Origin of the sequence: Collinsella sp. AM36-4AA (assembly GCF_003467795.1) — a bacterium.
Classification (GTDB): domain Bacteria; phylum Actinomycetota; class Coriobacteriia; order Coriobacteriales; family Coriobacteriaceae; genus Collinsella.
Genome location: NZ_QSHS01000024.1, coordinates 15,064 through 40,493 on the forward strand (window position 1 = coordinate 15,064; position 25,430 = coordinate 40,493).

The window sequence follows — 25,430 nt, forward strand, 5'->3', positions numbered from 1 at the left end:
GCGCGCGAATGTCGGAGCAGATTGTAAGCGAGGCCAGCGCTTGGCAAGGGGCGATTGAAGGCGATTATCGAGAATCAGCCCAGAATTTTGCTTGGAGCCTGCCTAGAGTGTTCATTCGCTGACGTCTAAATTTGCATTCGTCAAGCTTTTGGCAAGGTTGCCCCAAAACTGACCAATATCTAACCAAGAACTTGCCAAATCACTTGACGCGCGACGCACCAAAAAGGACCCCGCGACTTCGCGAACGATATTTTGAGCATTATTTTCAATAGCAGATGCACACCGTTAATTGCTTTAAGCAGGTAAGCAGCTCAAAGGCCATCACAGCTGATTGAATAACACCTCAAAGCAATATGCCCAACCTAGTCATTTAAGAACGTCCCCAATGACCACCTCTAAGGCGCCGCAGGTTGAGCATAAGTCAGCGAAAACGCCCCTAAGCGAGCAAGGTGACGTGAAATGAAAGGGCGCTGACCTTCTGGTCGCGCCCTTGAAATTGAACGTCAGATTGCCGCTTAGGGGCGTTTGCAGCGTCGAGCCGTTACGCGGTTTGGCAAAACCGCGTAACCCACTACACAGCCTGTGCCAGCTTCTCGGCACGCTCGGCGGCGGCGAGCGCCTCGATGACGGTGCCGAGCTGGTCGCCCAGGAGGACGCCATTGTAGGTGGAGTTGAAACCGATGCGGTGATCGGTCACGCGGTCCTGGGGCTGGTTATAGGTACGGATCTTCTCGGAACGGTTGCCGTGGCCGATCTGGCTCTGGCGCTCGGCACCAAGCTCTGCCTGCTGCTTCTCGAGTTCCATCTCGTACAGACGGGCGCGCAGCATCTGCATGCAGACCTCGCGATTCTGAATCTGGGAGCGCTGCTCCTGCGACTGCACCACGGTATTGGTGGGCAGGTGGGTGATGCGCACGGCGGAGTAGGTGGTGTTAACGCACTGACCGCCAGGGCCCGAAGCGCAGTAAGTGTCGATGCGCAGGTCAGACTGGTTGATCTGGACGTCGATCTCCTCGGCCTCGGGAAGCACGGCGACGGTTGCCGTGGAGGTCTGGATACGGCCCTGGGACTCGGTCTTGGGAACGCGCTGGACACGGTGTACGCCGGACTCGAACTTCATGACGGAGTAGACGCGGTCGCCCTCGACCTTGAACTCGATGGACTTAAAGCCGCCGGCCTCGCTGGGGCTGGAATCGAGCACGGTGGTCTTCCAGCCACGCGACTCGCAAAAGCGCTGATACATCTTGTACAGGTCGCCGGCGAAGATGGCCGCCTCGTCGCCACCGGCGGCGGAGCGAATCTCGACGATGGTGTTCTTGTCGTCGTTGGGGTCGCTCGGGATGAGCATGTACTTAATGTCTTCCTCGAGCTGGGGAAGCTTGGCCTCGTTTTCGGAGATGTCCATCTGGAGCATCTCCTTCTCATCGGCATCGGTCGTATCGTGGAGCATTTCCTTGGCAGCCTCGATGTCATCGAGCGCGCCGATGTACTCGCGCGAGGCGGCAATGAGGTCGGACTGGTGCGCGTACTCCTTGTTGAGACGCGTGAACTCCTTGATATCGGAGGCGACGGCCGGGTCGGAAAGCTTCTTCTCGAGCTCCTCGTAGGCCTTGATAATCTTTTCGAGCTTGTCGCGCATGGCGGGACTCCTTTATATGCGTGAAGGTGAAAATCGGCAGAGCTGATGGGGCGCACGGCGCCACTGCAGGGGTAAGCCCGGCTAGAACATGTCGATCTTCAGATACATGCGCATCCCTTCGCGTATGGGGTACATAGTTGCGGTCTAACCCATACATGATAGCGTGCGCAGGCAAACCTGCATATAACCCGCACGGAATGAGTAGACGTAGCCGTTGGGGACGTTCCTTAACGGCTAGTCGCTTAAGAACGTCCCCAACGGCTAACAAAGGAACTGTCGCTTTGTCGAATTCTAGAGCGTTTGGAGCAGAGCGATGAGGAAGCGGACACCCTGGAGGTAGGCTCGGCGGGTGATGCGCTCGTTGGTGCCGTGGACGCCGCGGTCGCATTCGTCATCGTCGACCACAAACGCCGAAAAACGAATGCATTCGGAGCAAATGTGCTGGTAGTTGGCAGCGTCGGTCGCGCCGATCACGGTCGAGGGAACGATACCGATAGGAGCTCCGCCCGCCGCTGATGATCCGTTTTCCTCCGTCCCCTTTGGATCGCGGAAATAGCGGGCGGCGATGGAGCGAACCGCCTCGAGGCCGGGACCACCGATGCGCGGGGACGGCGAGGGCTCGGAGCTGCCGGGGCCCAGCTCCACTTCGACACGACCGGCAAGGTCCGCCCCGGCAACCGCCTCACGGCAGCGCGCCACAACGTCGGCCACGCCCGTGCCCTCGAGCATGCGGAAGTTGATATTGGCCCACATATCCTGTGGCATCACGTTGGCGCCGGTGCTGCCACCCTCGATCTGCGTGGGCGCGCAGGTGGTCGTCACCAGCGGATAGAGCTTCTTGCTGGCGAGGCAGTCGCGGACAATGACGTCCCCGTTGGCGGCAATCTCATCCGCCGTGTAGAGCCCCAGCTCGACGAGCTGTGCGGCAAGCAGATCGGTCACGCGCGTCGGCCACTCGATATCGCAGATTGCGGCGATAGCGCGGCTCAGTACCTCGAGCGATGTGCCGCCGTAGGGGTTGGACGAATGCCCGCCCTCACTCTTCGTCTTGAGCACAATATCGGCGTAGCCCTTCTCGGCAAGGTCGGCATGCATAAGCCAGCCCTCGCCCGCGCCGTACTCGGCAGCCGAAACAATACGGTAGTCACCCTCGTCGATCAGGTATTCAAGTTCAATACCGCGCTCCTCGAGCACGCGACCGATCGCCCGCGCGCCGTACTGCGTGGTTTCCTCGTCCTGGCCAAAAGCCAGCAGCAGGGTTCGCTCGTGCTCCCAGCCGTGCGTCAACGCATACTCAACCGCCTCGAGAATACCTGCGACCTGGTCTTTCATGTCGATAGCGCCGCGACCCCAAATGTAGGTGTCGTCCACCTGTCCGCTAAAGGGGGCGTGCGTCCAGTCGGCCTCGGTACCCGGCACCACGGGGACCACGTCCATGTGGCCCATGAGCATGACGGGTTTGAGGGCGGAGTCGGAACCGCCAAGCGTCACCAACAGCGAATGGCCGACAAGCTCGACCTCGCCCGCCGCAAATATGTGCGGCCAGGCCTGCTGCATATACGCGCGCAGGTCGTCGAAGGGCTGCCAATCCACCGCCTCGGCATCCATGCTCGAAATGGTCGGAAACGACAGCACGCGGCCCAAGTGCTCGCACGCGCCGGCCTCGTCTATATCGGCAAAATCGTCCTCATGCGCAAAGAAGCGCCAAACCTCGGCCATGACATCCTTTCGATTGTGACGACAAAGGCCGCCCCACGGGAGCGGCCCTGCAACGTAAGCGTTTGCGGTCGGTTATTTGTCCTCGAGATAGCGAGAGAGGAACTCACGAGTGCGCTGGTGTTTGGGGTTGCCGAAGAGCTCGGCCGGCGCGGCATCCTCGAGCACCACGCCCTTGTCCATAAAGACCACGCGGTCGGACACCGTGCGGGCAAAGGCCATCTCGTGCGTGACGACGACCATGGTCATGCCGTCGGCGGCGAGCTTGCGCATGACCTCGAGCACCTCGCCCACGATCTCGGGGTCGAGCGCGGAGGTCGGCTCGTCGAACAGCATGATCTGCGGATTCATACATAGGGCACGAGCGATGGCCACGCGCTGTTTTTGACCACCGGACAGGCGACCAACGGCGGCGTGCGCGAACTTTTCGAGTCCCACGCTCGTCAGATGCTCCATCGCGACCTTCTCGGCCTCGGCCTTGCTCATCTTTTTGAGCGTGACGGGCGCGAGCGTGCAGTTGTCGAGCACGTCCATGTTGTTGAACAGGTTGAAGCCCTGGAACACCATGCCGATGTCCTCGCGCAGTTTATTGATATTGCAGCGCTCGGCAGTAAGGTCCTGACCGTGGAACCAGATATGGCCCGCGTCCGGGGTCTCGAGCAGGTTAAGGCAGCGCAGAAACGTCGACTTGCCCGAGCCCGAGGCGCCGATGATGGTGACGACCTCGCCGGGATTGACGGACAAGTCGATGCCCTTGAGTACCTCGAGTGAGCCAAAGCTCTTGCGCAGGCCCTCGACGCGGATAAGCGGCTCTTGGTTTTGCACGGCTGCCGCAGTGCCGGTAGTGGCGGTATCTGCCATGATGATTCTCCTCGTCTTAAGCCTAGTTAGAGCTGGGCAGCGTGGCAGGAGCCTCGGCGCCGAGCTTTTTGCCAAAGGCCTCGAGCAGGCGGCTCGCCACGAGCGTCAGGATCAGATAGACCACGAGCGCCACGCAGTAGACCTCCATCTGGCGGTAGTACACGCCGGCGACGGTGGTGGTGGCGTACATGAGGTCGAACACGCCGATGACCGAGAGCACCGACGAGTCCTTGATGTTGATGATGAGCTCGTTGGTGAGCGCCGGGATCGCGTTTTTAATACCCTGAGGGAACACGACCTTGCGCATAGCCTGCCACTGCGACAGGCCCAGCGAGCGCGCTGCCTCGGCCTGGCCGGGATCGATGGACTCGATGCCGCCGCGCAGGACCTCCATCATGTAGGCGGTAGAGTTGAGCGAGATGGTGACGAGGCCGGCGGTGAAGGTACTCCAGATCTGGTTGGCCTGGGCGGTCTCGAAGCCCATGCCGCGCAGAACGGTAAAGCCCGCGTAATAGATGAGCAGGCCCTGGACCATCATGGGCGTGCCGCGCACGACGGTGGAATAGACGGTCGCAAAGCCTCGGCCAATGCTCTTAAAGAAGCGCACCAGGTCGTTGTCGACGCGATCGAAGGTCTGGGTGCGCAAGAACACAAAGAGCAGCGCCAAGAAGAAGGCGATGACCGTGCCGAAGGTGGCAAGCGCGATGGTGATCTCGATACCGCGGATAAAGAAGTCGCCGCTCTTGTAGGTCATGTAGACCAAGCTCGACAGAAAGTCGCTGGGATTGGAGTCCGAGACAATGCTCACCTGCACCAGGTCGACAAACGACATGACGCAGCGGTCGATAAAGAAGATCGCCGCGATGGCAACCACGACATAGCTGCCCAGGCGCGCGCCGCGACGGAAACGCTCGGATGCAAACGGCGACGTTTCGCGATAGTCGCTCCAGTGCATAACCTTGGTGACGAGCGCTGCCGCCGACACGACGATCCAGGCCCAAAGAATCGCCCAAAGGCAATCCTGGAAGATGCCGGTGGGCGCCAAAAAGCTCAGCGGCGTGGGGTTGCGCTGGCTAAATGCCAAGCCGAGCGCCGCGATAACGCTCGTGCCCAGGTACACATAACGGTGGTCGGCCTTGATAAAGGAGGCCAGACGATTGATGCCTTTCATGCTGCCTCCCTATGCCGGCTGACGGTCGAGGCACGCGTCCCACATCTGGTCGCGCTCCTCCTGGCTGATGCCCTTGAGTGTCTTGTCGATGAGCTTAAGCAGTTTGTCCGATCCCTTGCGGCAACCGACATTCGCCGTGACCTCCTGCTTAAAGCCCTCGCCCTCGGCAAAGTGGATGGGGACGATACCGGGATTTTGGGCCATATAGCCCTTTTCGTTCTCAGTGTTGTAGGTCACGGCGTCGCACGTGCCCTGCAGCAGATTCGAGAACACCGTGGGGACCGAATCGACCGGGTTCTTGTGCACAACGCCCGGAATCTCGTCGATGACGGTATCGAGCATCGTGTCCTTTTGGCCGAGCACCGTGGCACCGCTGAAGTCGCTGAGCTTGGTGGCGTTTTGGTAGGGCGAGCCCTCTTTTACGAACAGGCCAAAGTAGCCAATGAAGTACGGGTCGGAAAAGCCGACGGACTCCTCGCGCTCGGGCGTGGCGCTCATGCCGGCGATGATGAGGTCAATCTGGCCGTTGTTGAGCGAGTCGATAAGGCCCGAGAAGCTCTGCTTGACGGCAACGGGCTCGCCGCCGAGAGCCTTGCAGACGATCTTGGCGATCTGCACGTCGTAGCCATCGGCGTAGGCTCCCTGCACGTTATCGATGGGGATCGTGAACTCGCTGGCCTCGGAAACCTGCCAGTTGTACGGGGCGTAGGCCGCCTCCATGCCAATGCGGATCTTATCCTTGCCGATCACAGAATCGGACAGGTCGTCGCGACCGCCGCCCGTCGTGGACTGAACTACTTCCAGCGTGGAGGGACGCTGGCAGCCGGCAAGTGCGCCGGCGACGACAGAAGCGCTCGCAGCGAGAGCGCTACCCAAAAAGATGCGACGGCTGCATACCGGCTGTGGATGCGCGTCGCGTTGATGGGGAGAATGCATAATCTGCCTTCCCTGTTGAATCGTATGCTGACGACTTAACAGGATATACGCCAGCGACCAGCAGCGCAGCACAAGCTCGAAAAATTAATAGACGCACGGTAGTCATTGGGAGCGTCGATGTTTTGGCAATGCCAGCGGGCGCCACCCAGAGCGAACAAGTTAGCATGAAAAAGGCAAGGCATAGACCTTCTGGTCATGCCTTGCCTTTTGAATGACAAATTGTCGCTCTGGGTGGCGCGCAGCGTCGACCGGTCCGTCGTTCGTTAGAACGGCGGAACCTCTAGAGCAGGGTAACGCTAAAGCTGCGAACGTCCGTCTCACCCGGTGCCAAGGTAATGGTGTTGACCTTGTGCTCAAAGACGTCGTCCTCGGTGTCCATGGTGGTATGACCGGTCCAGGGCTCGAGCGCCACAAACGGGGCGTCGTTGGCGGCAGACCACACGCCGATGTACTTAAAGCCCTCAAAGTCGATCTTGACGCCGTGGCCCGACTTGCGGCCGCGCAGCGTGAGCGTGGAACCCGGGACATCGGTGAACATGATGGCATCGTTATCGAAGCTGCGGTGCGTGATGAGCAGCACGTCCGAGTTATCGGGAGCCTTGTAGCTGCCCTCGAACGTCATAAGACCGTCGGGCGTGATGATGGGGGCCTCGTTAGTCCAAGCCTCGGTAAACGCCAGCTCGTAATCCTCGAACGCCTCGTCTTCGGCACCGGGGGCGGGCACGTTGAATGCAGGATGACCGCCCACCGAGAACGGCAGGGCCACGTCGCCGGTGTTGGTGACGGCAAAGGTCTGCGTGAGCGTGGCGTCGCCGGTCAGGGCATAGGTCATGTTGAGCTTAAAGTGGAACGGGAACGCCTTGAGCGACTCGGGCGTGTCAGTGATCTCGTACGTTACCGAGGAGCCGTCCTCCGAAACCTCGACCAACTTGTGCTCGACGATGCGAGCGAGTCCATGGCGCGGCATCTCGCAGGTGCCGGCCGCAGATGTCGCCATGTTGTTGCGCAGCGATCCCACGATGGGGAACAGGATAGGCGCATGCTTGCCCCAAAAGGCCGGGTCGCCCTGCCACAGATACTCGTTGCCGTTGAGGGCAAGGCTCGTGAGCTGGGCGCCCATGGAATCGATGGCCGCGGTGAGGCCGCCGCGCTTGATGGTAGTGACGGTGGACATGCTACTTCCTCCAATAGTAAACAACGGTGTCGAGGGCTATTGTCCCACTCTTGGCGGCGGGGTTGAGCGACAGGTGCAGTTATTGAGCAATAGCGTAAAGGTCAAACCCGCCCTGCGGCGTGCTATCGACCGTATCGGGCGCCTGTGAATTAAAACTCACCGGAACCATGCGCTTTGAGGCACGGTAACGCGTGCCGTCGGTGGCGACGGGCGGCTCATCGACCGTGAGCTCGTAGTCGCCGGGCTTGAGCTCGATGCCGTCACCTTCGGAATTGACGTATTGGTACTCGTCGATCGCTTGCCCCTTGAGCGTGCGACCCACGATATGGACGAGCATCTGGCTGTCGCCGCGCGCGGTGTCCCACGTCGCGCCGTCCTTGACCTCGACCGATACATGCACCGAGCGCGTGCGGCTGAGCGATTGTTCGACGGACATCTCGACCTTGGCGGCGTCTTTTCGTTGTTGTTCAACATGGCTCCAGACGTTTCCAATTACCGAGCATGCGATAACGCCGGCCATGAAGGCGATGAGGATGGGGCCGAGCGGAGAGCGACGGCCCGCGTCCTCCTCGCGAGCCAGGTCGGGGCGACGTGTGGGCGCGGGTGCTTGGGCACCCTGCGAGGGCACGTCGAGAATGCTGAAGGATGCCGTACTGCCGGGGTCGATGTTATGGCGCGGCTGCGGGATCTTGGCCGGCGAGATGGACATGTCCGCCGGCTCACCGAGTGTGGCCGTGGCATCGACCTTAGCTTCATCGGCCTCGGCTTGGGCCCAAGCCTGCTCAAAGGTCAGGGGCTCGGCGGCATCGGAGGCGGCGTCAGGCTCGACAGCAGCATCGTTGCCGGCCTCGTCCTCGTCGCTCGACACGTCACGCGGCGCGGGCTCGTCCCACTCCTCGTCCGGAGCCTCGCCCTCGCTATACCACCATTCAAAGTTATCGATATCCATACGGGGCGCCCCTTAAGCCTCGCAAATAAACACTTGCCAGCCTTATACCCCCAGATGGCACGGGAGCTCGCCGGCACAGACAGGAAAAGCGTCACAACATTCGACGCTTTTCCTCGTTTTCGAGATTTTCATCAAATGTTGTGACGGTTTGGGCAGCAGCCACACCACGAATGTGACAAAGGGACTGTCCCTTTGTCACATCTGGAGGGTAACAGGGATTTGGATGCAGCAAAAGTCCTCTTGGTGGGACTCGTCGTAGCTCGTGGTATCGAGGTAGCAAAAGTCGAAAGCGTTGCCAACGGGCTGGAGCGCGTGCTCGTCCATGCAGGCAACGATGGCGCGGATGCCCTCGGGCTCGTACGGCATACCCCAGCGGCTCATGCACAGGTATGTGCCCTCGGGCAGCACTTCGATGCCGATCTCTGCCAGCTCGGCGGGATCGCTCGGCAGCAGTTCCTCGGCACCGCGCGGCAGCACGGCAAAGGAGCCCGCGCCGGCGATAGGGTCGTCGGAATGCAGCGCCTCACGACGCAGCATGGCACCCCAGCCGCGCATAGGGCGCGTGCCCGTCAACGCACGCATGCGCAGGATGGCCCGCATGAGCGTGGGGTGAAGCATCGAGCGGCCGCGCTCGATATCGCCTGGAAACTCCTCAAAGACCACGTAGCGACGCTCAAACTGCTTGAGCTCCGGCCTGCCCTCGCGCTCGCGCCAGTAAACCGCCTCGTCGTAAAAGTTCAGGCGCTCCTGCACGCTCGCGCGCTCGGCTTTGAGGCCGGCGATCTGTTCATCGAGCGCTTGCACCCGCGAGCGCAGGTGATCGGTCATCTCGCCAATGTCGAACGTCGAGGTCAGGCGGTCAATCTCGTCGAGTTCGAGCCCTAGGTCGCGCAGCATGCAGATCAGACGCATGAGCGGGATCTGCGTGGGCGAATAGAAACGGTAGCCCTTTTCGTTCACCACGGCGGGCTTAAACAGACCGATCTTGTCGTAGTAGATGAGCGTTTGGCGCGAAACATTGAACAAGCTCGCCATCTCGCTAATCGCATACATGCCCGTCTGCATAGATCCTCCCGACACATCCTTTGACGCGAAAAGCCCGCCGCCCACAGGGGCAGCGGGCTCAAACACTCCTCGTATCCTACCCTAAAGACGCCTATGACCAGCGCTTATAGTTTGCACATGACACGCCGACGGCCTCGAGCGCCTTGGCGGCGATGTGATGCACCGCGTCATCGAGCGTGGCGGGGCCGTTGTAAAACGTGAGCATGGGCGGCATGAGCATGACGCCCGGTACGCGCGCCAGGCGCGCCATGTTGTCGACATGAATGGCGCTGAAGGGCGTCTCGCGCACCATGAGCACCAGGCGGCGCTGCTCTTTCATCTGCACGTCGGCCGCACGCAGCAACAGATTGTCGCTGTAGCCGCTCGCGATGCCGGCGAGCGTCTTCATGGAGCACGGGGCCACGATCATGCCGTCGACCGGATAGGTGCCGCTTGCGATGGCGGCGCCGATGTTCTTGTTGTCGTAGACCACATCGGCATGCGTGGCAAACTCGTCGAGCGTCATGCCGAGCTCCTGCTCGATGGTGATCTCTCCCCCGCGCGTGACGACAAGCGCCGACTCGGCACCGGCCTGACGCAGGCATTTGAGGCACTCAAGGCCCAGCGCGGCACCGCTGGCGCCAGACACGCCAACGACAATGCGACGGGGACGGACAGAAGACTCAGGCATGACAACTCCTAACAACAAAATGGCAGCTATAGGTCGGGCAATGTCAGCGAGCGCGCGTCTGGCGAGGCAAGGTGCCCCGAAACAAGAAGGCATAGGGCTTATGCCCATGCCTTCGCAGTTGAGGGGCAGATTGCCCGCCAGGCGCGGGCGCAGCGTCGAGTGGTCCGACGTTCGGTAGAACGCCGGAACCTTAGAAAGCAATCTCCTTGGCCCACTTGTCTGTGTCGATCTCCATGAACTGCGAGCGAATGAAATTCTTCTTGAGGTCGAACGGAACCGTGCAGTCGAAGATGGCCTTGCAGGCGATGCCGTGCTCGCGAATCGTGGGGTCGAACGCAGGGTCGTTGGACGGGTCGAGCACGTGGCAGTGGCAGCCGGGGATGGTGATGAGGTCGACGTCGGCCTGGAAGCGCGTGGTCATGGCCCACATCACGTCGCTCATATCAAAGATGTCGACATCCTCGTCAACCAAGATCACATGCTTGAGCTCGGAGAATGCCGAGAAGGCGAGCATGGCGGCGTTGCGCTGACGGCCCTCGTCATTTTTGCTCGACTTCTTAAACTGCATGATGGCAACGAACTTGCCGCCGCCGCAGGGTGCAGCGTGGACGTTGAGCAGGCGGCCCGGGATAGCGGTCTCGACCATCTTGTAGATGGAAGCCTCGGTGGGGATACCGGCCATGGACACGTGCTCGTGCGAAGGGCCGATGCAGCTCTCCATAATGGGGTTGACACGCGTGGTGACGGCGGTGATCTTGATCACCGGGCAGACCTTGGCGCCGCCGGTGTAGCCGGGGAACTCGGGCATGGCGTAGCCGTGGCCGTTGACGTCCTCGTTGATGGTCTCGTCGTGCATGAGGTAGCCCTCGAGCACGTACTCGGCATTGGCGATGCACTTCTGCGGAACGGTGACGCAGTCGGCAAGCTCGACGGCGTGGCCGCGCAGGGCGCCGGCGATCTGCAGCTCGTTAAAGCCGAGCGGCGTGGTTGGCGCCTCGAAGCCACAGCACATGTACACGGCGGGGTCCAGACCGATGGAGATGGAGATGGGCATGTCTTCGCCGCGCTGGCAGTACTCGTCAAAGAACGCGCCAAGGTGACGGCTGCCCGGAGTGATCCACATGGCGAGCTTGTCCTTGTCGACGCAGGAGAAGCGGTGGATGGTCACGTCGGACTGGGAGCCGTCGGGGCTCGTGCCATAAGCGAGGCCCATGGTGATGTAGGGGCCGCCGTCGACGGGCGTGTTGGTGGGAGCGGGAACGATCTTGCGCAGGTCAAAGCCCTCGTCGGTCGCCTTGTACACGACCTCTTGGCAGTCGACGTGCGCACCCTCGGCGATCTGCTCGGGCGCGATCAGGTTCTCGAAGCGCTTGCCGATCTCGAGGCCCAGGTGCTCCTCGTCGAGGTCGAGCAGGGCGGCAACGCGCTTGCGGCTGGCAAGCATGCCGATGCAGACCTTGGCATCGTCAAAGCCCTTGACGTTGTTGAAGACCATCGCCGGGCCCTCTTTGGTCGGACGCATAACGGTGCCGCCGGCACCGACGCGACGATAGACGCCCGAGACCTCGGCGTCCGCGTCGACCTGGGTGTCGGTCTCGAGCAGCTGGCCCGGCATCTCGCGCAAAAAGTCGAGCGCGGAGCGCAGATCGTGGATCTGGGAAGCATCGGTAGTGGACATAGCGTGCTCCTTTCGGGAGAGTGTCCGGCGGCGGGAGTGCCGCCGGCTTGGTAACGTAATGGGGCCGCAGCGCTCATAGATGGGGCGCTCGGGCACTCGCAGTTCAAGCACTCGGCTAATTACAGCCAAGCACTCGACTGCTTACATCAGGCCAAAGAGGTGGAACCAGGCGGCCTCGACCAGCACGACGATAAAGACGACCGCAGTGAGGGGAATGCCCATGCGCATAGCCTCTTTGGAGGTGTAGCCGCCAGCGTCCTTGCCCTCGCCGATAAGGATCGGCAGGTTATGGAACGGCAGGATGTAGTGGATGTTGATGGACGTGAAGACGATGAGCGCCACGGCGAGCGGGCTCACGCTGGAGCCGGCCGCAAAGCTGATGAACGCCGGCACGCACACGCCGAGCACGGCCATGACCGAGCCCATGAACATGTGGATGATCATGGAAAGCGCGGCGACAAGCAGGGCGAACAGGAAGATGTTCTCGGGCACGGAGCTGGGAAGCACAACATCGGCGATCCAGGCGTTCATACCGGTGGCACCGCCCACGGAGCCCACGGCCATGGCGGCCGTCAGGAACATGAGGGACTTGATGTCGACGGCATTCCAGCTGGCGGGGGTGAGGACCTCGCCGATGATGGGCATGGCAAGAGAGACGCCGATGGCCAGGGTGACCCAGCCGATGTAATCGCCCGAGACGGTGAGCCACAGCGCAATGGCGATGACAAGCCACACGATGGTGCGAATCTCCTTGACGGAGAGCTTGCCGAGCGCGGCCTGCTTGGCCACGATCTGCTCGCGATCGTAGACGAGCTCCTTGCTGGGCTTAAAGAGGAAGAGGCCCAGGAACAGGGTGCACAGCAGCGCGACCAGCATAGGCACGCTCATGCACAGGAACCAGTCGACAAAGGACGGGCTCATGCCGCCGGCCTCGGCGCTGTACTGCGCAACGAGCGGGTTGAGCGTGGAGTCGCCCGTCAGGAAGAACATGGAGCCCGGGGCGGCAGCGGCAAACACGAGGAAGCCGAGCTTGCCGCGGTCGTCGTCACCGTAGCCGGCGGACTCGGCGATGACCGAGACGACGGCGAGGATGAGGAAGGCGCGGGGGAACGGATGCGGGATCAGCAGCGACAGCACAAAGGTGAGCGCGAAGATTGAGATGATGAGCGACTTGGCATCGCGCACGAACTTGAGCATAAACGCATAGGCGATGCGCTCGCCCAGGCCCGACTCCTTGACCGCGCTGGCGATGAGGTAGGCGCCGATGACGAGCCACATGGTGGCTTTGGTCCACGAGCTAAACGTGGAGGCGACCGTCGCCGAGATGCTCGCGGCACCCGTGTCGTCCACGCACACCTTGAACAGAACGAGCAGCGCGCAATAGAGCAGGCCCACAAAGCCCGGCTGTGCCACGCCACACGCCCAGAACACCACCGTGGCGAGCGTCAACGCCAGACAGGTCTGACCGCCGACCGTAAGCTCGACCGTCGAGCTCAGCTCCGCCAAAGGAAGAAACTTCACCAGCAAAAAGACAACGATACCCAGCACAAAGCCAATTTCGCGCTTGGTGATCTTAAACGCCTTCTTTTCCGCTTCCATCTCCCCACCTTTCTTGTTGGGGGCGCTCCGGATTCGCGGCCACGTTGCCACTTAAAAAGGGGCGCCCGTTATCGGACACCCCTTACGTTGCGCTGTGTTGTGGCAATACAGTCAAGCGGGATTTTTGGATGAGAAGCGATCCTCTGGACAAAAAGCGTCACAACATTCGACGCTTTTCCTCGTTTTCGAGATTTTCATCAAATGTTGTGACGGTTTGGATGTGGCAAAGGGACTGTCTTTTTTCACATAGCGAGGGCTGCGCGGATGGAGGGGACCTCCAGGGCCTCGCGGAGCCAGGGTGCCAGCTGCTCGGGGCGACCCTGCAGGTAGCCGCCGAGCTCGGATGGGGTCACGCGTCGTACCTCCGAGATCTCCTCTTGGTTGATGTGCAGCTCGCCCGGCTCAACATGGGCTGCGAACACCTCGCACCACTCGCACTCGCAGCGGCCGTCGCCGTGGTCCTCGCGGTACACCACGCGTCCGAGGTACTTGAGCTGATCGGGATCGCGCGTGATGCCGAGCTCTTCGTTGATGCGGCGCGCCGTCGCGGCGACAACGTCCTCCCCGGGGAGCGGATGGCCGGCACAGCTATCGGCCAGCACCCCGCCCCACAGGCGTTTGAGCGGACTGCGACGACAGAGCAGCAGGCGTGCGTCTTCGCCCTGGCCCTCGACCAGAAGCGTCAGAAATGCCTGATGCAGAATGCCCTCACCGGCATGGGCATCGATGCGGTCGACGGGGCCAAGCGTCTCGCCGGTCGCGGCATTGACCGCCACGACCTCGGCGCCCGCGCCGCCCTCATCCCAGCCGGCGCGCAGAATGCGGGCTGCGGCCTCCTCGAGCGCGGCGATGAGCTCCTTGGTGGTGTCGAGCACGCGCTGCAGGTCGCCCCCGCTCGCCTGTTCAACATGAAAGCCCGTGCTCGCAACGACCGGCACGCCAAAGCGCGTGGCCAGCGCCGCCGCGATATCGTGCGCCGGAATTTCGTCTCGATGGCACGGAACAGCCAGGATGCTCACTGTCGCCGTGCGGCCGGGCTCGGGACGCGGAATGGCCTGCGCCGTGGCGCCCAGGTGCGCGAACTCCGGCGAGCAGGCGTACACCGCCATGCCTCGCGGCGTCACCGTCAACTGGGCCTCGAGCGCAAACTTGCCCTCGCCTGCTGCAACCTTTGTCGTGTGCATACCCATGGGATCTCCTGTCGCCCGCAATGTACCTGAGACCATTTTCACCTGTATTGCGACTATACAGGCAAGCACAGCCTGCGACAAAGGGGGCAGGCACCTGGCACATTCTGTTAGAGTTGCAGGGATTGAATCCCGCTTATTCATGCGACATTGGAGTGACAACCTTGACCGCCGCAACCACGTCTAAAAGTAAGTCAACCGCCGCCGCGCTCTCCCCCGCGCGCACCAAGCTCTGCCTGGCGCTGCTCGTGCTGTTGGGATTCTCGCTCGGCTGCTCAGAGTTCGTGGTCATCGGCATCGAAAGCGACTTGGCAACGGAACTCGGCGTATCACTTGCCACTGCGGGCCAGCTCATCAGCGTGTTCGCGCTCGTCTACGCCATCGCCACGCCGGTGCTTGCGCTCAGCACGGGGCGATTCCGCCGCTACCAGTTGCTCGTGTACTACAGCATCGTCTTTGTGCTCGGCAACCTGGTCATGGCGTTGGCGCCCAACTTCCAGGTGCTCTTTATCTCGCGCATTGTCCTGGGATCCGTCTCGGGCGCGCTGCTCGCCGTGGGCGTGACGTACATCCCCGAGCTGCTGTCCCCGCAGCAAACTTCGCTTGCCATCTCGGTCGTGTACGGCGCGTTTTCCGTGGCGATGGTCTTTGTCACTTCGATCGGCAAGTTCGTGGCCGACACGCTCGATTGGCACGTGGCCATGTACGGTACGCTGACCTTTGCCGTTTTGATCTGCGGAGCGCTCGTGGCGTTTATGCCGCGCGCCGGACAGACCGACGAACCCGCTACCTTCCGCGAGCAGGCGGGTCTGCTACGCGAACCGAGCATCATCACCGGCATGCTTATCTTTTTGTTTGGCGTGGGCTCGGTCTATGTATTCTACGGCTACGTTACGCCTTATCTTGAGCAGGTGCTGGGTATGGGCACTGTTCAGGCGAGCACCACGCTTATGGCCTACGGCGTGTTCTGCCTGATCTCGAACATCCTGGGCGGATGGATCGACGCACGTTTTGGCATGAAGGCACTGCTTGTGACGTTTGTGCTGCAGGCTGCGGCGTTGCTCGGGCTGTTTGCCGTGGGCGGCACCATGCCGCTCGCGCTGGTCTTTGTCTTTAGCTTGGCGCTGCTCATGTACCTGTTCTCAGTCTCGTGCATCACACACTTTATGGACGTGGCACGCAGCCGCCATCCCAAGTCGATGGTACTCGCAAGTTCGGTTGAGCCCATGGCGTTTAACGTCGGCATCTCGTTTGGCACCGCAATGGGCGGCGCCGTGGTAAGTGGAGTTGGCATTTCCTACGTAGGCGCCGTGGGCGCTGCGTTCTCGCTTGTAGCCTGGGCGCTTGCGCTAGTGACGATCAAGCTCGCCCGCTGGGAGCGCCGTCGTCAATCAGCACAGCCCCGGATGCAGGCATAGGGACGAACACAGCCCAAGGTGGCGAGCAACCAGTGAAAACCGTCCCATACTAGTAGTGTTTATCCGCCTGCAAGCTCCGGCAGTGCAATTTCGTGTATTTCAGATACACGCTTTTCTACGATTTCGTGTATTTTAAGTACACGAAATCGTACTAAACTATGTATCTGAAGTACACGAAATCGGAAAGGTGGCCCCATGCGCAGATCAATCGAATCCGTTATCGAATCATGGGCGACAAAGGACGCCTCACGCCCCCTCCTCATCCGTGGTGCGCGACGCGTAGGCAAAACGTACGCTGCCGAGGAAATCGGCAGGCGAATCGCCGGCGATGCGTTTGTCAAACTCGACTTTCAGACCGATCTTGAACTGATTGCTCCGCTGTTCGACTGTCCCACCGACGACGTTGACACCATCGTGGCGCGAATTTCAGACTATAAACGCACCCCCATTCGCAAGGAAACCGCCTTCATCCTGTTTGACGAGGTGCAGCTCTGCGAACGGGCGCTCAACTCGCTTCGCTTTTTCTCGGGTTCGGGCTGGCGCATATGCGCGACCGGCAGCCAACTCGGTGTCGCCACGCGCAAGCGCAAGTTGCCTTTTCCCAGCGGCGTTCGTCAAGAGACCATGCATCCCATGTCGTTCGAGGAGTTTCTCTGGGCGCTCGATGAGGAGCAGATGGCCGATGCTGTTCGTACCCACGCCGGCACGCTCGATGCTTACGCCGCGCACCAAGCCGCGCTCAGCCTGTTTCATCGATACCAGGTCGTAGGCGGCATGCCCGCCGCCGTCAACGCATATCGCAAGACGTTATCCATCGAAGACGCGCGCGTCGAGCAGCGCGAAATCGACGAGACCTACACCGCCGATATGACCGACCCCGAAAACGGGATCAGTGGCGTGGCGGCGCGCAAGGTATGGCGCTCCATTCCGTCCCAGTTGCTGAGATCGTCCACAAAGAAATTCAAGTACTCCGAGGTCGAACGCGGAGGCCGTCGCGCCAAGCTTATCGAGCCGCTCGACTGGCTCGAAGGCGCCGCCATCATATCGGTCAACAACCTGACCGAAGGCATCGAACCTCCCCTCGTTCCCTTCGACGACGAAGACGGAAGTTTCTTTAAGGTCTATCTTCTCGATACGGGCCTCATGTTCTACAAACTCGGTATCAACCCGCGGCTCTGGCTCGACCTCAAAGAGGATTCCGCCATAGCACTGTCTTCCGACTTTCGAGGTGCCCTGGCCGAAAACTCGGTCATGCAGGCATTTTCGAGCAATGGTTTGCGGACGTACTATTGGGTGCCGCCGTCGTCTTGGAAGACGAGCGGTGAGCTCGATTTTCTACTTCAGACCGACCGTATGGAAATTGTGCCCGTCGAGGTAAAGTCCGCACGCAACGTGCGCGCAAGAACCCTCGGGTCGTTTATGGACAAAGCCCGGTCGCCATATGCCTACATTTTGTCCGAGAACAATTTTGCCCGCAGCGAAACTGATGACGGGCGCGAGCTGCGCCACCTCCCCTTGTACGCAGCGGGTTTTATCGGAGCAAACTGTCTCAAGGGCAGCCTGTAAGCCCCGCGCGACCGCCCAGAAAGGAAACCGCTCATGCAACGCATTCTTTTTATCTGCTGTGGAAATATCTGTCGCTCGACGATGGCTGAGTCCGTGTTTACCGAGCTAGCGCGCCGCGCTGGACGCGCGGGCGAGTTTGTCATCGATTCTGCAGCAACCTCAACCGAAGAGATCGGCAACCCGCCGCATCATGGCACGGTCGCCAAGCTGCGCGAAGTCAGGATTCCCGTCGTCGCACATCGCGCACGTCAGGTGCGGCGCGCGGAGTATGGCAACTGGGATCGCATTGTCTATATGGATGCTGAGAACGCGCGCGGTCTGCGTCGCATCTTTGACGACGACCCCGACGGCAAGATTACGCGCTTGCTCGATTGGACCGAGCGCCCCGGCGACGTGGCCGATCCCTGGTACACCGGCAACTTCGATGCCACCTACCGCGACGTGCTCGCCGGTTGCACCGCTATGCTCGAGCAGCTGTAATCGATGAAATGCAGAGTTTTTAGAGCCACAAATCGGATGAAATGCAGAAATTTGACCTTACTCGCACGCAGGACAACGACGATAACGCCTAAGCACGGGCATAAACGAGATCGGGATTCCCATATACAAATCGAGCGTGGATTTTCTCCCACTTTGAGCGCGAAATTGCGTCCAAAACGGGAAAAATCCACGCTCATTATCTCGGCGGGAGAAAATCCTCGCTCGACTACTCGTCGACGATCTCGGCGAGCCAGACGTTCAATGTATCGACCTCGGGGCAGCAGAACTTTGCCGTGCCGGGCTCGTTGCCGGGCACGGTTCCGCCGTAACGCAAGATGTCAATGTAAGGAAAGCCCACATGGCAGGCCATAGCGCACATCTTGCCGCGGTCTCGGTCAAAGTCAAAGACATCGCCTGGCTTGTGACCATGATGGCAGCGGCACGTTCCCAACTGGTCCACGCAGCTAATGCGGATACGCGGACGCTTGCCACGCGGCGCGCCGAGCGGCTTGCTCTCGCCTGCAGGCTTGGCGCCGCCCTCGTCAGCGTTACTCATGGTCAATCACATCCAGGCAGGCCTCGATGGGAAGGCCAGCCGACTTGTCCTCTTGGTCGGCATTGCGCTCGATAAGCTCGGCCACCACACGCATGGCATCGGCCGTGGCACGCTGGAGGCTCCAACCGTTCATCACGCGGCCCATGAGCACGGCCGAGAACGTATCGCCCGTACCCGGGAAGTACACCGGGATCAGCTCAAACGGAATCTCAAAGTATTCCCCCGCCACATGGTCGTAGCCGATGACGGCACTCGCCCCATCGACCTTCGCACTCGTAATGACAACCGACTTGGTGCCCAACGCGAGCATGGCGTCCACGAGCGTGCGGGCCTCATCGGCCGTAATCTCTTCGGCGATAGGCGTATCGGTGAGCAGGCACGCCTCGGTATAGTTGGGCACCGCGTAGTCGGCGCACTCGACCAAGCTGCGCATGAGTCCGATGGTCGACTCGGGCACGCCGGCATAGAGCTTGCCGTTATCGCCCATGATGGGATCGACGAACACCCTGGTGCCCTTTTGAGCGCGGCGGTGGCAAAAGTCCGAGATGATGCGCGTCTCCTCCTCGGTCACGATAAAGCCGGTCGAGATAGCATCAAATTCAAAGCCGAGCTCCTCCCAGATAGCGAGGCTCTGGCGCACGTACTCCGTGGTGTCGTGAATGTAGAACTTGGGATAGTTGAGCGTATCGGAAACGAGCGCCGTCGGCAGGTTGTGGATGCGATAGCCCATGTGCGACAGTACCGGCAGCATGGCCGAGAGCGCGACCTTGCCGTAGCCGCACATATCGTTGATCAGCAGCAGCTGAGTGTTCTTCATGAGTGTCCCCCTTGGGTCGGGCGCGGCGCGATGTCGCCATAATGCGACTAAGTGTAGCGCAGTGCAATCTAAGTCTTGCCTTCGGATGTAAGACCAAGTTTGGGCGTAATTTTGTTCTTAGAGTTTTTCTGACGCTTCTTATTGCAGAAACTTGGCCTTAGAAGGCGCTATAAAATTCTAAGAACAAGTTTTGGCTCAAATTTGTTCTTAGGACACTAACGATGCTCGCACCCATCACACCCGGACGACAGGGAAACGTCAGGCACAACCTTTCAGGAGCCCTCGCCTATGATTCGTTTAGACCCGCCAATATGGATTCATTCTTTCCAATCAATTTATCCGCTGATTCCATGCGGCTTGTCTCCGATTGCCGCGCCATACTCGGCGAGGTTGAGGGCATGTCTCGCTTTGTTCCGAACATCGACATGTACCTTTCTATGTACGTTCGCAAGGAAGCGCTCTTGTCCTCTCAAATCGAGGGTACGCAATGTACGTTCGATGATGTTCTTGACCCGTCAAACGAATCCAATGCGAGCCGGGACCTAACCGACGTCGTCAACTACACTCGAGCGGTGCAGCAGGCGACCACGCTCATGGAGGAACTGCCACTCTGTATGAGGCTGCTCAAATCCGTCCATGCCACATTGCTTGGAAATGGCAGAGGCTCCGACAAGACGCCGGGCCAGTTCAGGACGACTCAGAACTGGGTCGGACCAAACGGCTGCACGCTCAATGAGGCCCCGTATGTCCCTCCCAACACGGAGGATATGAAGGAGGCACTTGGCGACCTCGAGCTTTTCATCAACGAGCGTGACGACATCGATCCAGTCATCAAGGCCGCTTTGGTGCACTACCAGTTTGAAACCGCGCACCCGTTCCTCGACGGCAACGGACGCCTCGGGCGTCTGCTCATCCTCCTTTCGCTCATACATGATGGGGCGCTCACCAAGCCGGTCATCTACCCCTCGTATGAACTCAAACGACACAGGAGCGAATACTACGATTGGCTTATGCGCGTAAGGCAGAGAGGCGATTTTGAGGGATGGGTTTCGTTTTTCAGTACCTGCTTGCTTGCAAGCGCACGCGAGGCGCGGGATTCGATGCGGAAGCTTGTCGACCTCCATTCGGAAACCGAAAGGCTGATTCGCGAAAAGGCGGGAAGGGCTACGACGAACGCCCTTATGCTACTCGACCTTCTCGAGGGCAATCCGATCGTCGACACCGCCTTTGTGTCTGAACGAATGCAGATTAGCAGATCGAGCGCAAACAACCTTATATCCCAATTTACCGATTGGAGCATTCTTGTCCAACGTGATACGAGCAGGAAACGATACCGCACGTTTTCATATGAGCCATATCTCGCCATCCTCCGAACCGGCGACGAGCCGCTCTAAGTCTCGGAAAGCCAAGGGGCGAGACCGGCAGCTGCCAGTCTCGCCCCCTTAATGAACCTATCGAAAACTCCGGGATACGCCGTGGCCCGCTGAATCTACGCTGCGAAGACTGTCCAAGATTCCCCTGGCACCGGCACCCCAGCACTGCCACAAAATCGATTCGGTACCTTGACAATCAGTTAGGTACCTCTAGAATCACTTAGGTACAAAACAATTTCTCTACCTAACTAAAGAAAGGAGCAACACCATGTGCGACGAATGCATCGACCTCTGCCCCCATACGCCGGGCGGCGACCCCATCGAGCCTGCAGATTCGCCCGAGGCGCAATCGCAATCGGATGCACTTGCCAAGCGCATCCTTAACGGGCTTGGCTTCTGCGGCCATTACATGCACTTTCATGGCGGAGGCGTATCCGGCAAGGCGCCCATCATCTGCCTGCTGGCCAAGCAACCCGGCGGCGAGATGTCGCAGCAGGAGCTCGGCATGCACTTTGACCTCAAGCCGGGATCGCTTTCCGAGATCCTGTCCAAGCTCGAGCTCAACGGCCTCATCGAGCGCAGCCGTAACCCCAAGGATCGACGGCAACTCACCATTCGCCTGACCGAAACCGGCCGGGAAAACGCCCGCATCGACCAGGCGGCCCGCATCCGCTTTAGAGAACGGGCCTTTAGCGCGCTCACCCACGACGAGCGCGAGGACCTCGCCGAAATGCTCGATAAAATCCGCGTAACCTGGGAGGAACTGGATGATTAAAACCCTCATGGGAAGCATCCGCGACTATATGAAAGTCACTGTTGCCACGCCGCTGCTCGTGCTTGGCGAGGTGCTCTGCGAGATGCTGATTCCATTTATCACCGCCAACCTGATCGACGCCATCAAAGACGGCGCCACCGTAGCCGAGATGCTTCCCACCGCAGGCTTTTTGGTGCTCATCGCGCTGACGTCGCTTGCTTTTGGCGCCGCGGCTGGTGTCACCTGCAGCCATGCGAGCTGCGGATTCGCCAAGAACCTGCGTCACGACCTGTTCTACAAGATCCAGACGTTCAGCTTTGCCAACATCGATGAGTTCTCGAGCTCCTCGCTCGTCACGCGCCTGACCACCGATATCAACAACGTGCAGCAGGCCTTTATGATGATCATCCGTATCGCCGTGCGCGCGCCGCTGGTATTGATCTTCGCCTTTACCATGGCGTTTATCATGGGCGGCAGCGTCGCCATGGTCTACCTGGTCATCATTCCGCTGCTGGGCTTTGGACTGTTCTTTATCATCTTTAAGGTGCGCCCCATCTTCTCGCGCGTGTTCCACAAGTACGATGCCCTTAACGAGTCCGTCGAGGAAAACGTCACCGGCATGCGCGTGGTCAAGAGCTATGTGCGCGAAGACTTTGAGAAGGAGAAGTTCGCGACCGCCGCGCGCGACGTCCAGATGGACTTCACCCGCGCCGAGAAGCTGCTCGCCTTTAACAACCCCATGATGAACATCTGCGTCAACGGCGCGTTTGTCATCATCATCTACCTAGGCTCCAAGCTCATCATCACGAGCCAGGGCACGCTGTTCGACGTGGGCCAGCTCTCCTCGACCTTTACCTATGGTTTCCAGATTCTCATGAGCCTGATGCAGCTGTCGATGATCTTTGTCATGGTGACCATGGCCGACGAATCGGCACACCGCATTGCCGAGGTGCTGGCCGCCGAGCCCACGATCGCCAATCCCGCCGAGCCCGTGCTCGAGGTTGCCGACGGTTCCATCGACTTTGACCACGTGAGCTTTAAGTATTCCGCGCATGCGAAACGCCAGGCGCTCGACGATATCGACCTGCACATTACGAGCGGCGAGACCATCGGCATCATCGGCGGCACCGGCTCGGCCAAGTCCACGCTCGTTAACCTCATCGCCCGCCTGTACGACACCACCGAAGGCGCTGTGCGCGTGGGCGGCGTGGACGTGCGCGACTACGACCTGGACGCGCTGCGTCACCAGGTCGCCATGGTGCTGCAGAAAAACGTGCTGTTTAGCGGCACCATCGCCGAGAACCTGCGTTGGGGCGACCCGAACGCCACCGACGAGGAAGTCCGCGAGGCAGCGCATCTGGCCTGCGCCGACGAGTTTGTCGACGGTTTCCCCAAGGGCTACGACACCTGGATCGAACAGGGCGGCTCTAATGTTTCGGGCGGTCAGAAGCAGCGCCTGTGCATTGCACGCGCCCTGCTGCGTCGCCCCAAGATCTTGATCCTGGACGACTCCACCAGCGCCGTCGACACCAAGACCGACGCAAAGATCCGCGCAGGACTGGCAAGCTATCTGCCCAACACGACCAAGCTCATCATCGCCCAGCGCATCAGCTCCGTGCAGGACGCAGACCGCATCATCGTCATGGAGGGCGGCCGTATCGCGCAGATCGGCACCCATGACGAGCTGCTTAAGACGAGCGAGATCTACCGCGAGACCTTTACCTCGCAAAACAAGATGTCTGCCGAAGGTACGCAAGACGCCGACGACGTCTCTGGCGACGCGAACACGGCGGCAGACAACACCGACATGACCGCAACGCAAGCTCAGACCCAGGAAGGAGGCGAGGCCCATGAGTAAGGCAACGACCGCCGAGCGCGCGCTCAACCGCAAGGGCGGCACCATGTCGCGCCTCATCAAGACGCTCTTTGGCTTCTATCCCGTGCTTTTGCCCCTTGTCGTCGCCGGCGTGGTGCTCTGCGCCATCATCAACTCCATCGGCGCGACCTTCCTGCAGAGCGCCCTGCAGATTATTAGCGAATCGTGGCAGTCGGGCGATTGGGAAGCCGCACAGCCCAAGATTCTGCAGCTCGTGACCACCCTCGCCTGCATCTACGGCGTCGGTGTCCTGTCCTCGCTCTTCTGGAACCGCGCCATGGCTATCGTCACGCAGGGCTCGCTCGAGAAGCTGCGCGAGATGATGTTCAACCGCATGCAGGACCTACCGATCCGCTACTTCGACACGCACCAGCGCGGCGATATCATGAGCCACTACACCAACGACATCGATACGCTGCGCCAGATGATCAGTCAGTCGCTGCCCAACCTGCTCATGACGATCATCATCATTGTCACGGTGTTCTTTATCATGCTGTACTACAGCGTGTGGATGTGCCTGGTCATCATCGCCGGCATCGCCTTTATGACCTTTATGACCAAGCTGCTCGGCTCCAATTCCGCGCGTTTCTTCATTGCGCAGCAGACCGAGCTCGGCGTGGTCGAGGGCCATATCGAGGAGGTCATGAACGGCCAGAAGGTCGTCAAGGCGTTCTGCCACGAGTCTGCCGCCGAGGCCGATTTTGACGAGCGCAACGAGAAGCTCTTCGAGGTCTCGCAAAAGGCCAACATGTACGCCAACATCCTCATGCCCATCCTTATGAACCTGGGCAACCTGCTCTACGTGCTGGCGGCCCTTGCCGGCGGCATTTTCCTGGCACTGGGCGTGCCCAACCTGAGCATCTCGGGCATGGCGCTGTCCATCGCCGTCGTGGTGCCGTTCCTCAACATGACCAAGCAGTTCTGCGGACAGATCGGCCAGATCTCGCAGCAGATCAACGCCGTGGTCATGGGCCTCGCCGGCGCCGACCGCATCTTTGAGCTCATCGACGAGAAGCCCGAGGCCGACGAAGGCTACGTGACGCTCGTCAACGCACAGGTGAACCCCGAGACTTGGGAGTTCGAGGAGGCTGACCACCACACCGGCATGTGGGCATGGAAACATCCGCACCGCGCAACCGGCGAGATCGAGTACGTACCGCTGCGCGGCGACCTGGTCATGGACAACGTCGACTTTGGCTACACGCCCGACCACGAGGTGCTGCACGGCGTGTCCGTGTTTGCCAAGCCGGGCCAGAAGGTCGCGTTTGTCGGCGCCACCGGTGCCGGCAAGACGACCATCACCAACCTCATCAACCGCTTCTACGACATCGCCGACGGCAAGATCCGCTACGACGGCATCAACGTCAACAAGATCCGCAAGGCCGACCTGCGCCGAAGCCTGGGCGTCGTGCTGCAGGACGTGAACCTGTTCACCGGCACCGTGATGGATAACATCCGCTACGGCAACCTGGATGCGACCGACGCGGAGTGCATCGCGGCGGCCAAGCTCGCGGGCGCGGACGACTTTATCACCCGCCTGCCCGACGGCTATGACACCATGCTCACCGGCAACGGCGCCCAGCTGTCGCAGGGCCAGCGCCAGCTGATCTCGATCGCCCGCGCTGCCGTCGCCGATCCGCCGGCAATGATTCTGGACGAGGCAACGAGCTCCATCGACACCCGCACCGAGGCTATCGTGCAGGCGGGCATGGATAAACTCATGGAGGGCCGCACGACGTTTGTCATCGCGCACCGCCTGTCCACCGTGCGCAACTCCGACGCGATCATCTGCCTGGACCACGGCCGCATCATCGAGCGCGGCAACCACGACGAGCTGATCGCCAAGCGCGGGTATTACTACCAGCTGTACACGGGTGCGTTTGAGCTGGAGTAGGAACGGTTACTGACGGAGGGTTCCCCGGGGACGGGCGGGGTATTTCCTCCG

The 25,430-nt window shown here is 60.5% G+C and carries 21 protein-coding genes; 7 read left to right on the plus strand and 14 right to left on the minus strand.

Going from position 1 to position 25,430, the window contains the following annotated elements; genetic code table 11:
* Positions 1 to 571: 571 nt before the first annotated feature.
* The 12 genes from prfA to DW850_RS07955 form a co-directional block, all read right to left on the minus strand.
* Entirely contained in the window at positions 572 to 1,639 is a 1,068-nt protein-coding gene (gene prfA, locus DW850_RS07900) for a peptide chain release factor 1 (RefSeq protein ID WP_055252487.1), read from the minus strand.
* 291 nt (positions 1,640 to 1,930) lie between these two features.
* Positions 1,931 to 3,358, minus strand: coding sequence for a M20/M25/M40 family metallo-hydrolase (locus DW850_RS07905; RefSeq protein ID WP_117786761.1), 1,428 nt, complete (start codon positions 3,356 to 3,358; stop codon positions 1,931 to 1,933).
* A gap of 72 nt (positions 3,359 to 3,430) precedes the next feature.
* Positions 3,431 to 4,216, minus strand: a complete 786-nt coding sequence (locus tag DW850_RS07910) for an amino acid ABC transporter ATP-binding protein (protein WP_117786762.1) — start codon at positions 4,214 to 4,216, stop codon at positions 3,431 to 3,433.
* 22 nt (positions 4,217 to 4,238) lie between these two features.
* Positions 4,239 to 5,387, minus strand: a complete 1,149-nt coding sequence (locus tag DW850_RS07915) for an amino acid ABC transporter permease (RefSeq protein ID WP_117786763.1) — start codon at positions 5,385 to 5,387, stop codon at positions 4,239 to 4,241.
* A gap of 9 nt (positions 5,388 to 5,396) precedes the next feature.
* The gene (locus DW850_RS07920) at positions 5,397 to 6,323 is read right to left on the minus strand and encodes a transporter substrate-binding domain-containing protein (RefSeq protein WP_117637677.1); all 927 of its coding nucleotides are present in this window, start codon (positions 6,321 to 6,323) and stop codon (positions 5,397 to 5,399) included.
* Positions 6,324 to 6,603: 280 nt separating this feature from the next.
* Positions 6,604 to 7,497, minus strand: a complete 894-nt coding sequence (locus DW850_RS07925) for an aldose 1-epimerase family protein (protein ID WP_117786764.1) — start codon at positions 7,495 to 7,497, stop codon at positions 6,604 to 6,606.
* A gap of 79 nt (positions 7,498 to 7,576) precedes the next feature.
* Entirely contained in the window at positions 7,577 to 8,446 is an 870-nt protein-coding gene (locus tag DW850_RS07930) for a hypothetical protein (protein ID WP_117786765.1), read from the minus strand.
* Positions 8,447 to 8,641: 195 nt separating this feature from the next.
* Entirely contained in the window at positions 8,642 to 9,511 is an 870-nt protein-coding gene (locus tag DW850_RS07935; protein ID WP_117786766.1) for a MerR family transcriptional regulator, read from the minus strand.
* 91 nt (positions 9,512 to 9,602) lie between these two features.
* The gene (locus DW850_RS07940; RefSeq protein WP_055252424.1) at positions 9,603 to 10,181 is read right to left on the minus strand and encodes a UbiX family flavin prenyltransferase; all 579 of its coding nucleotides are present in this window, start codon (positions 10,179 to 10,181) and stop codon (positions 9,603 to 9,605) included.
* A gap of 190 nt (positions 10,182 to 10,371) precedes the next feature.
* Positions 10,372 to 11,859, minus strand: coding sequence for a UbiD family decarboxylase (locus DW850_RS07945; RefSeq protein ID WP_117648415.1), 1,488 nt, complete (start codon positions 11,857 to 11,859; stop codon positions 10,372 to 10,374).
* 141 nt (positions 11,860 to 12,000) lie between these two features.
* Positions 12,001 to 13,458, minus strand: a complete 1,458-nt coding sequence (locus DW850_RS07950; RefSeq protein WP_199569341.1) for an SLC13 family permease — start codon at positions 13,456 to 13,458, stop codon at positions 12,001 to 12,003.
* Positions 13,459 to 13,700: 242 nt separating this feature from the next.
* The gene (locus DW850_RS07955; RefSeq protein WP_117637683.1) at positions 13,701 to 14,648 is read right to left on the minus strand and encodes an isopentenyl-diphosphate delta-isomerase; all 948 of its coding nucleotides are present in this window, start codon (positions 14,646 to 14,648) and stop codon (positions 13,701 to 13,703) included.
* 161 nt (positions 14,649 to 14,809) lie between these two features.
* Between DW850_RS07955 and DW850_RS07960 the strand changes: the two genes are divergently transcribed.
* From DW850_RS07960 to DW850_RS07970, 3 genes are all read left to right on the plus strand, one after another.
* On the plus strand, positions 14,810 to 16,063 hold the full coding sequence (locus tag DW850_RS07960) for an MFS transporter (RefSeq protein ID WP_233540644.1): 1,254 nt from the start codon (positions 14,810 to 14,812) through the stop codon (positions 16,061 to 16,063).
* Positions 16,064 to 16,258: 195 nt separating this feature from the next.
* Entirely contained in the window at positions 16,259 to 17,629 is a 1,371-nt protein-coding gene (locus DW850_RS07965) for an ATP-binding protein (RefSeq protein WP_117635560.1), read from the plus strand.
* A 33-nt stretch (positions 17,630 to 17,662) separates the two neighbouring features.
* The gene (locus DW850_RS07970) at positions 17,663 to 18,109 is read left to right on the plus strand and encodes a low molecular weight protein-tyrosine-phosphatase (RefSeq protein ID WP_117635561.1); all 447 of its coding nucleotides are present in this window, start codon (positions 17,663 to 17,665) and stop codon (positions 18,107 to 18,109) included.
* 226 nt (positions 18,110 to 18,335) lie between these two features.
* Here the strand turns inward: DW850_RS07970 and DW850_RS07975 are convergent, their stop codons facing one another.
* Positions 18,336 to 18,665 (minus strand): TIGR04076 family protein, encoded by a 330-nt coding sequence (locus tag DW850_RS07975; RefSeq protein ID WP_199408661.1) that lies wholly within the window; start codon positions 18,663 to 18,665, stop codon positions 18,336 to 18,338.
* Positions 18,658 to 19,482, minus strand: a complete 825-nt coding sequence (locus DW850_RS07980; protein WP_117779396.1) for a PfkB family carbohydrate kinase — start codon at positions 19,480 to 19,482, stop codon at positions 18,658 to 18,660. The genes DW850_RS07975 and DW850_RS07980 overlap by 8 nt, the downstream gene beginning before the upstream one ends.
* Positions 19,483 to 19,703: 221 nt before the next feature.
* Between DW850_RS07980 and DW850_RS07985 the strand changes: the two genes are divergently transcribed.
* The 4 genes from DW850_RS07985 to DW850_RS08000 all read left to right on the plus strand — a co-directional run bounded on the left by DW850_RS07985 (position 19,704) and on the right by DW850_RS08000 (position 25,379).
* A complete protein-coding gene (locus DW850_RS07985) occupies positions 19,704 to 20,876 on the plus strand; it encodes a Fic family protein (protein ID WP_117786768.1) in 1,173 nt (390 codons plus the stop codon).
* 247 nt (positions 20,877 to 21,123) lie between these two features.
* Positions 21,124 to 21,630 carry a MarR family winged helix-turn-helix transcriptional regulator gene (locus tag DW850_RS07990; RefSeq protein ID WP_117582977.1) on the plus strand — a complete coding sequence of 169 codons (507 nt, stop codon included), beginning with the start codon at positions 21,124 to 21,126 and terminating at the stop codon, positions 21,628 to 21,630.
* Positions 21,623 to 23,467, plus strand: a complete 1,845-nt coding sequence (locus DW850_RS07995) for an ABC transporter ATP-binding protein (RefSeq protein ID WP_233540645.1) — start codon at positions 21,623 to 21,625, stop codon at positions 23,465 to 23,467. Before DW850_RS07990 ends, DW850_RS07995 begins: the two co-directional genes overlap by 8 nt.
* Positions 23,460 to 25,379: an ABC transporter ATP-binding protein gene (locus DW850_RS08000; RefSeq protein WP_117786769.1), complete on the plus strand. Its 1,920-nt coding sequence runs from the start codon at positions 23,460 to 23,462 to the stop codon at positions 25,377 to 25,379. Before DW850_RS07995 ends, DW850_RS08000 begins: the two co-directional genes overlap by 8 nt.
* Positions 25,380 to 25,430: the final 51 nt, after the last annotated feature.

What these genes read in the sequence shown, in the direction of transcription:
- prfA (WP_055252487.1), bottom strand. Translation starts at nt 1,639, where the DNA reads ATGCGCGACAAGCTCGAAAAGATTATCAAGGCCTACGAGGAGCTCGAG.
- DW850_RS07905 (WP_117786761.1), bottom strand. Translation starts at nt 3,358, where the DNA reads ATGGCCGAGGTTTGGCGCTTCTTTGCGCATGAGGACGATTTTGCCGAT.
- DW850_RS07910 (WP_117786762.1), bottom strand. Translation starts at nt 4,216, where the DNA reads ATGGCAGATACCGCCACTACCGGCACTGCGGCAGCCGTGCAAAACCAA.
- DW850_RS07915 (WP_117786763.1), bottom strand. Translation starts at nt 5,387, where the DNA reads ATGAAAGGCATCAATCGTCTGGCCTCCTTTATCAAGGCCGACCACCGT.
- DW850_RS07920 (WP_117637677.1), bottom strand. Translation starts at nt 6,323, where the DNA reads ATGCATTCTCCCCATCAACGCGACGCGCATCCACAGCCGGTATGCAGC.
- DW850_RS07925 (WP_117786764.1), bottom strand. Translation starts at nt 7,497, where the DNA reads ATGTCCACCGTCACTACCATCAAGCGCGGCGGCCTCACCGCGGCCATC.
- DW850_RS07930 (WP_117786765.1), bottom strand. Translation starts at nt 8,446, where the DNA reads ATGGATATCGATAACTTTGAATGGTGGTATAGCGAGGGCGAGGCTCCG.
- DW850_RS07935 (WP_117786766.1), bottom strand. Translation starts at nt 9,511, where the DNA reads ATGCAGACGGGCATGTATGCGATTAGCGAGATGGCGAGCTTGTTCAAT.
- DW850_RS07940 (WP_055252424.1), bottom strand. Translation starts at nt 10,181, where the DNA reads ATGCCTGAGTCTTCTGTCCGTCCCCGTCGCATTGTCGTTGGCGTGTCT.
- DW850_RS07945 (WP_117648415.1), bottom strand. Translation starts at nt 11,859, where the DNA reads ATGTCCACTACCGATGCTTCCCAGATCCACGATCTGCGCTCCGCGCTC.
- DW850_RS07950 (WP_199569341.1), bottom strand. Translation starts at nt 13,458, where the DNA reads ATGGAAGCGGAAAAGAAGGCGTTTAAGATCACCAAGCGCGAAATTGGC.
- DW850_RS07955 (WP_117637683.1), bottom strand. Translation starts at nt 14,648, where the DNA reads ATGGGTATGCACACGACAAAGGTTGCAGCAGGCGAGGGCAAGTTTGCG.
- DW850_RS07965 (WP_117635560.1), top strand. Translation starts at nt 16,259, where the DNA reads ATGCGCAGATCAATCGAATCCGTTATCGAATCATGGGCGACAAAGGAC.
- DW850_RS07970 (WP_117635561.1), top strand. Translation starts at nt 17,663, where the DNA reads ATGCAACGCATTCTTTTTATCTGCTGTGGAAATATCTGTCGCTCGACG.
- DW850_RS07975 (WP_199408661.1), bottom strand. Translation starts at nt 18,665, where the DNA reads ATGAGTAACGCTGACGAGGGCGGCGCCAAGCCTGCAGGCGAGAGCAAG.
- DW850_RS07980 (WP_117779396.1), bottom strand. Translation starts at nt 19,482, where the DNA reads ATGAAGAACACTCAGCTGCTGCTGATCAACGATATGTGCGGCTACGGC.
- DW850_RS07985 (WP_117786768.1), top strand. Translation starts at nt 19,704, where the DNA reads ATGCTCGCACCCATCACACCCGGACGACAGGGAAACGTCAGGCACAAC.
- DW850_RS07990 (WP_117582977.1), top strand. Translation starts at nt 21,124, where the DNA reads ATGTGCGACGAATGCATCGACCTCTGCCCCCATACGCCGGGCGGCGAC.
- DW850_RS07995 (WP_233540645.1), top strand. Translation starts at nt 21,623, where the DNA reads ATGATTAAAACCCTCATGGGAAGCATCCGCGACTATATGAAAGTCACT.
- DW850_RS08000 (WP_117786769.1), top strand. Translation starts at nt 23,460, where the DNA reads ATGAGTAAGGCAACGACCGCCGAGCGCGCGCTCAACCGCAAGGGCGGC.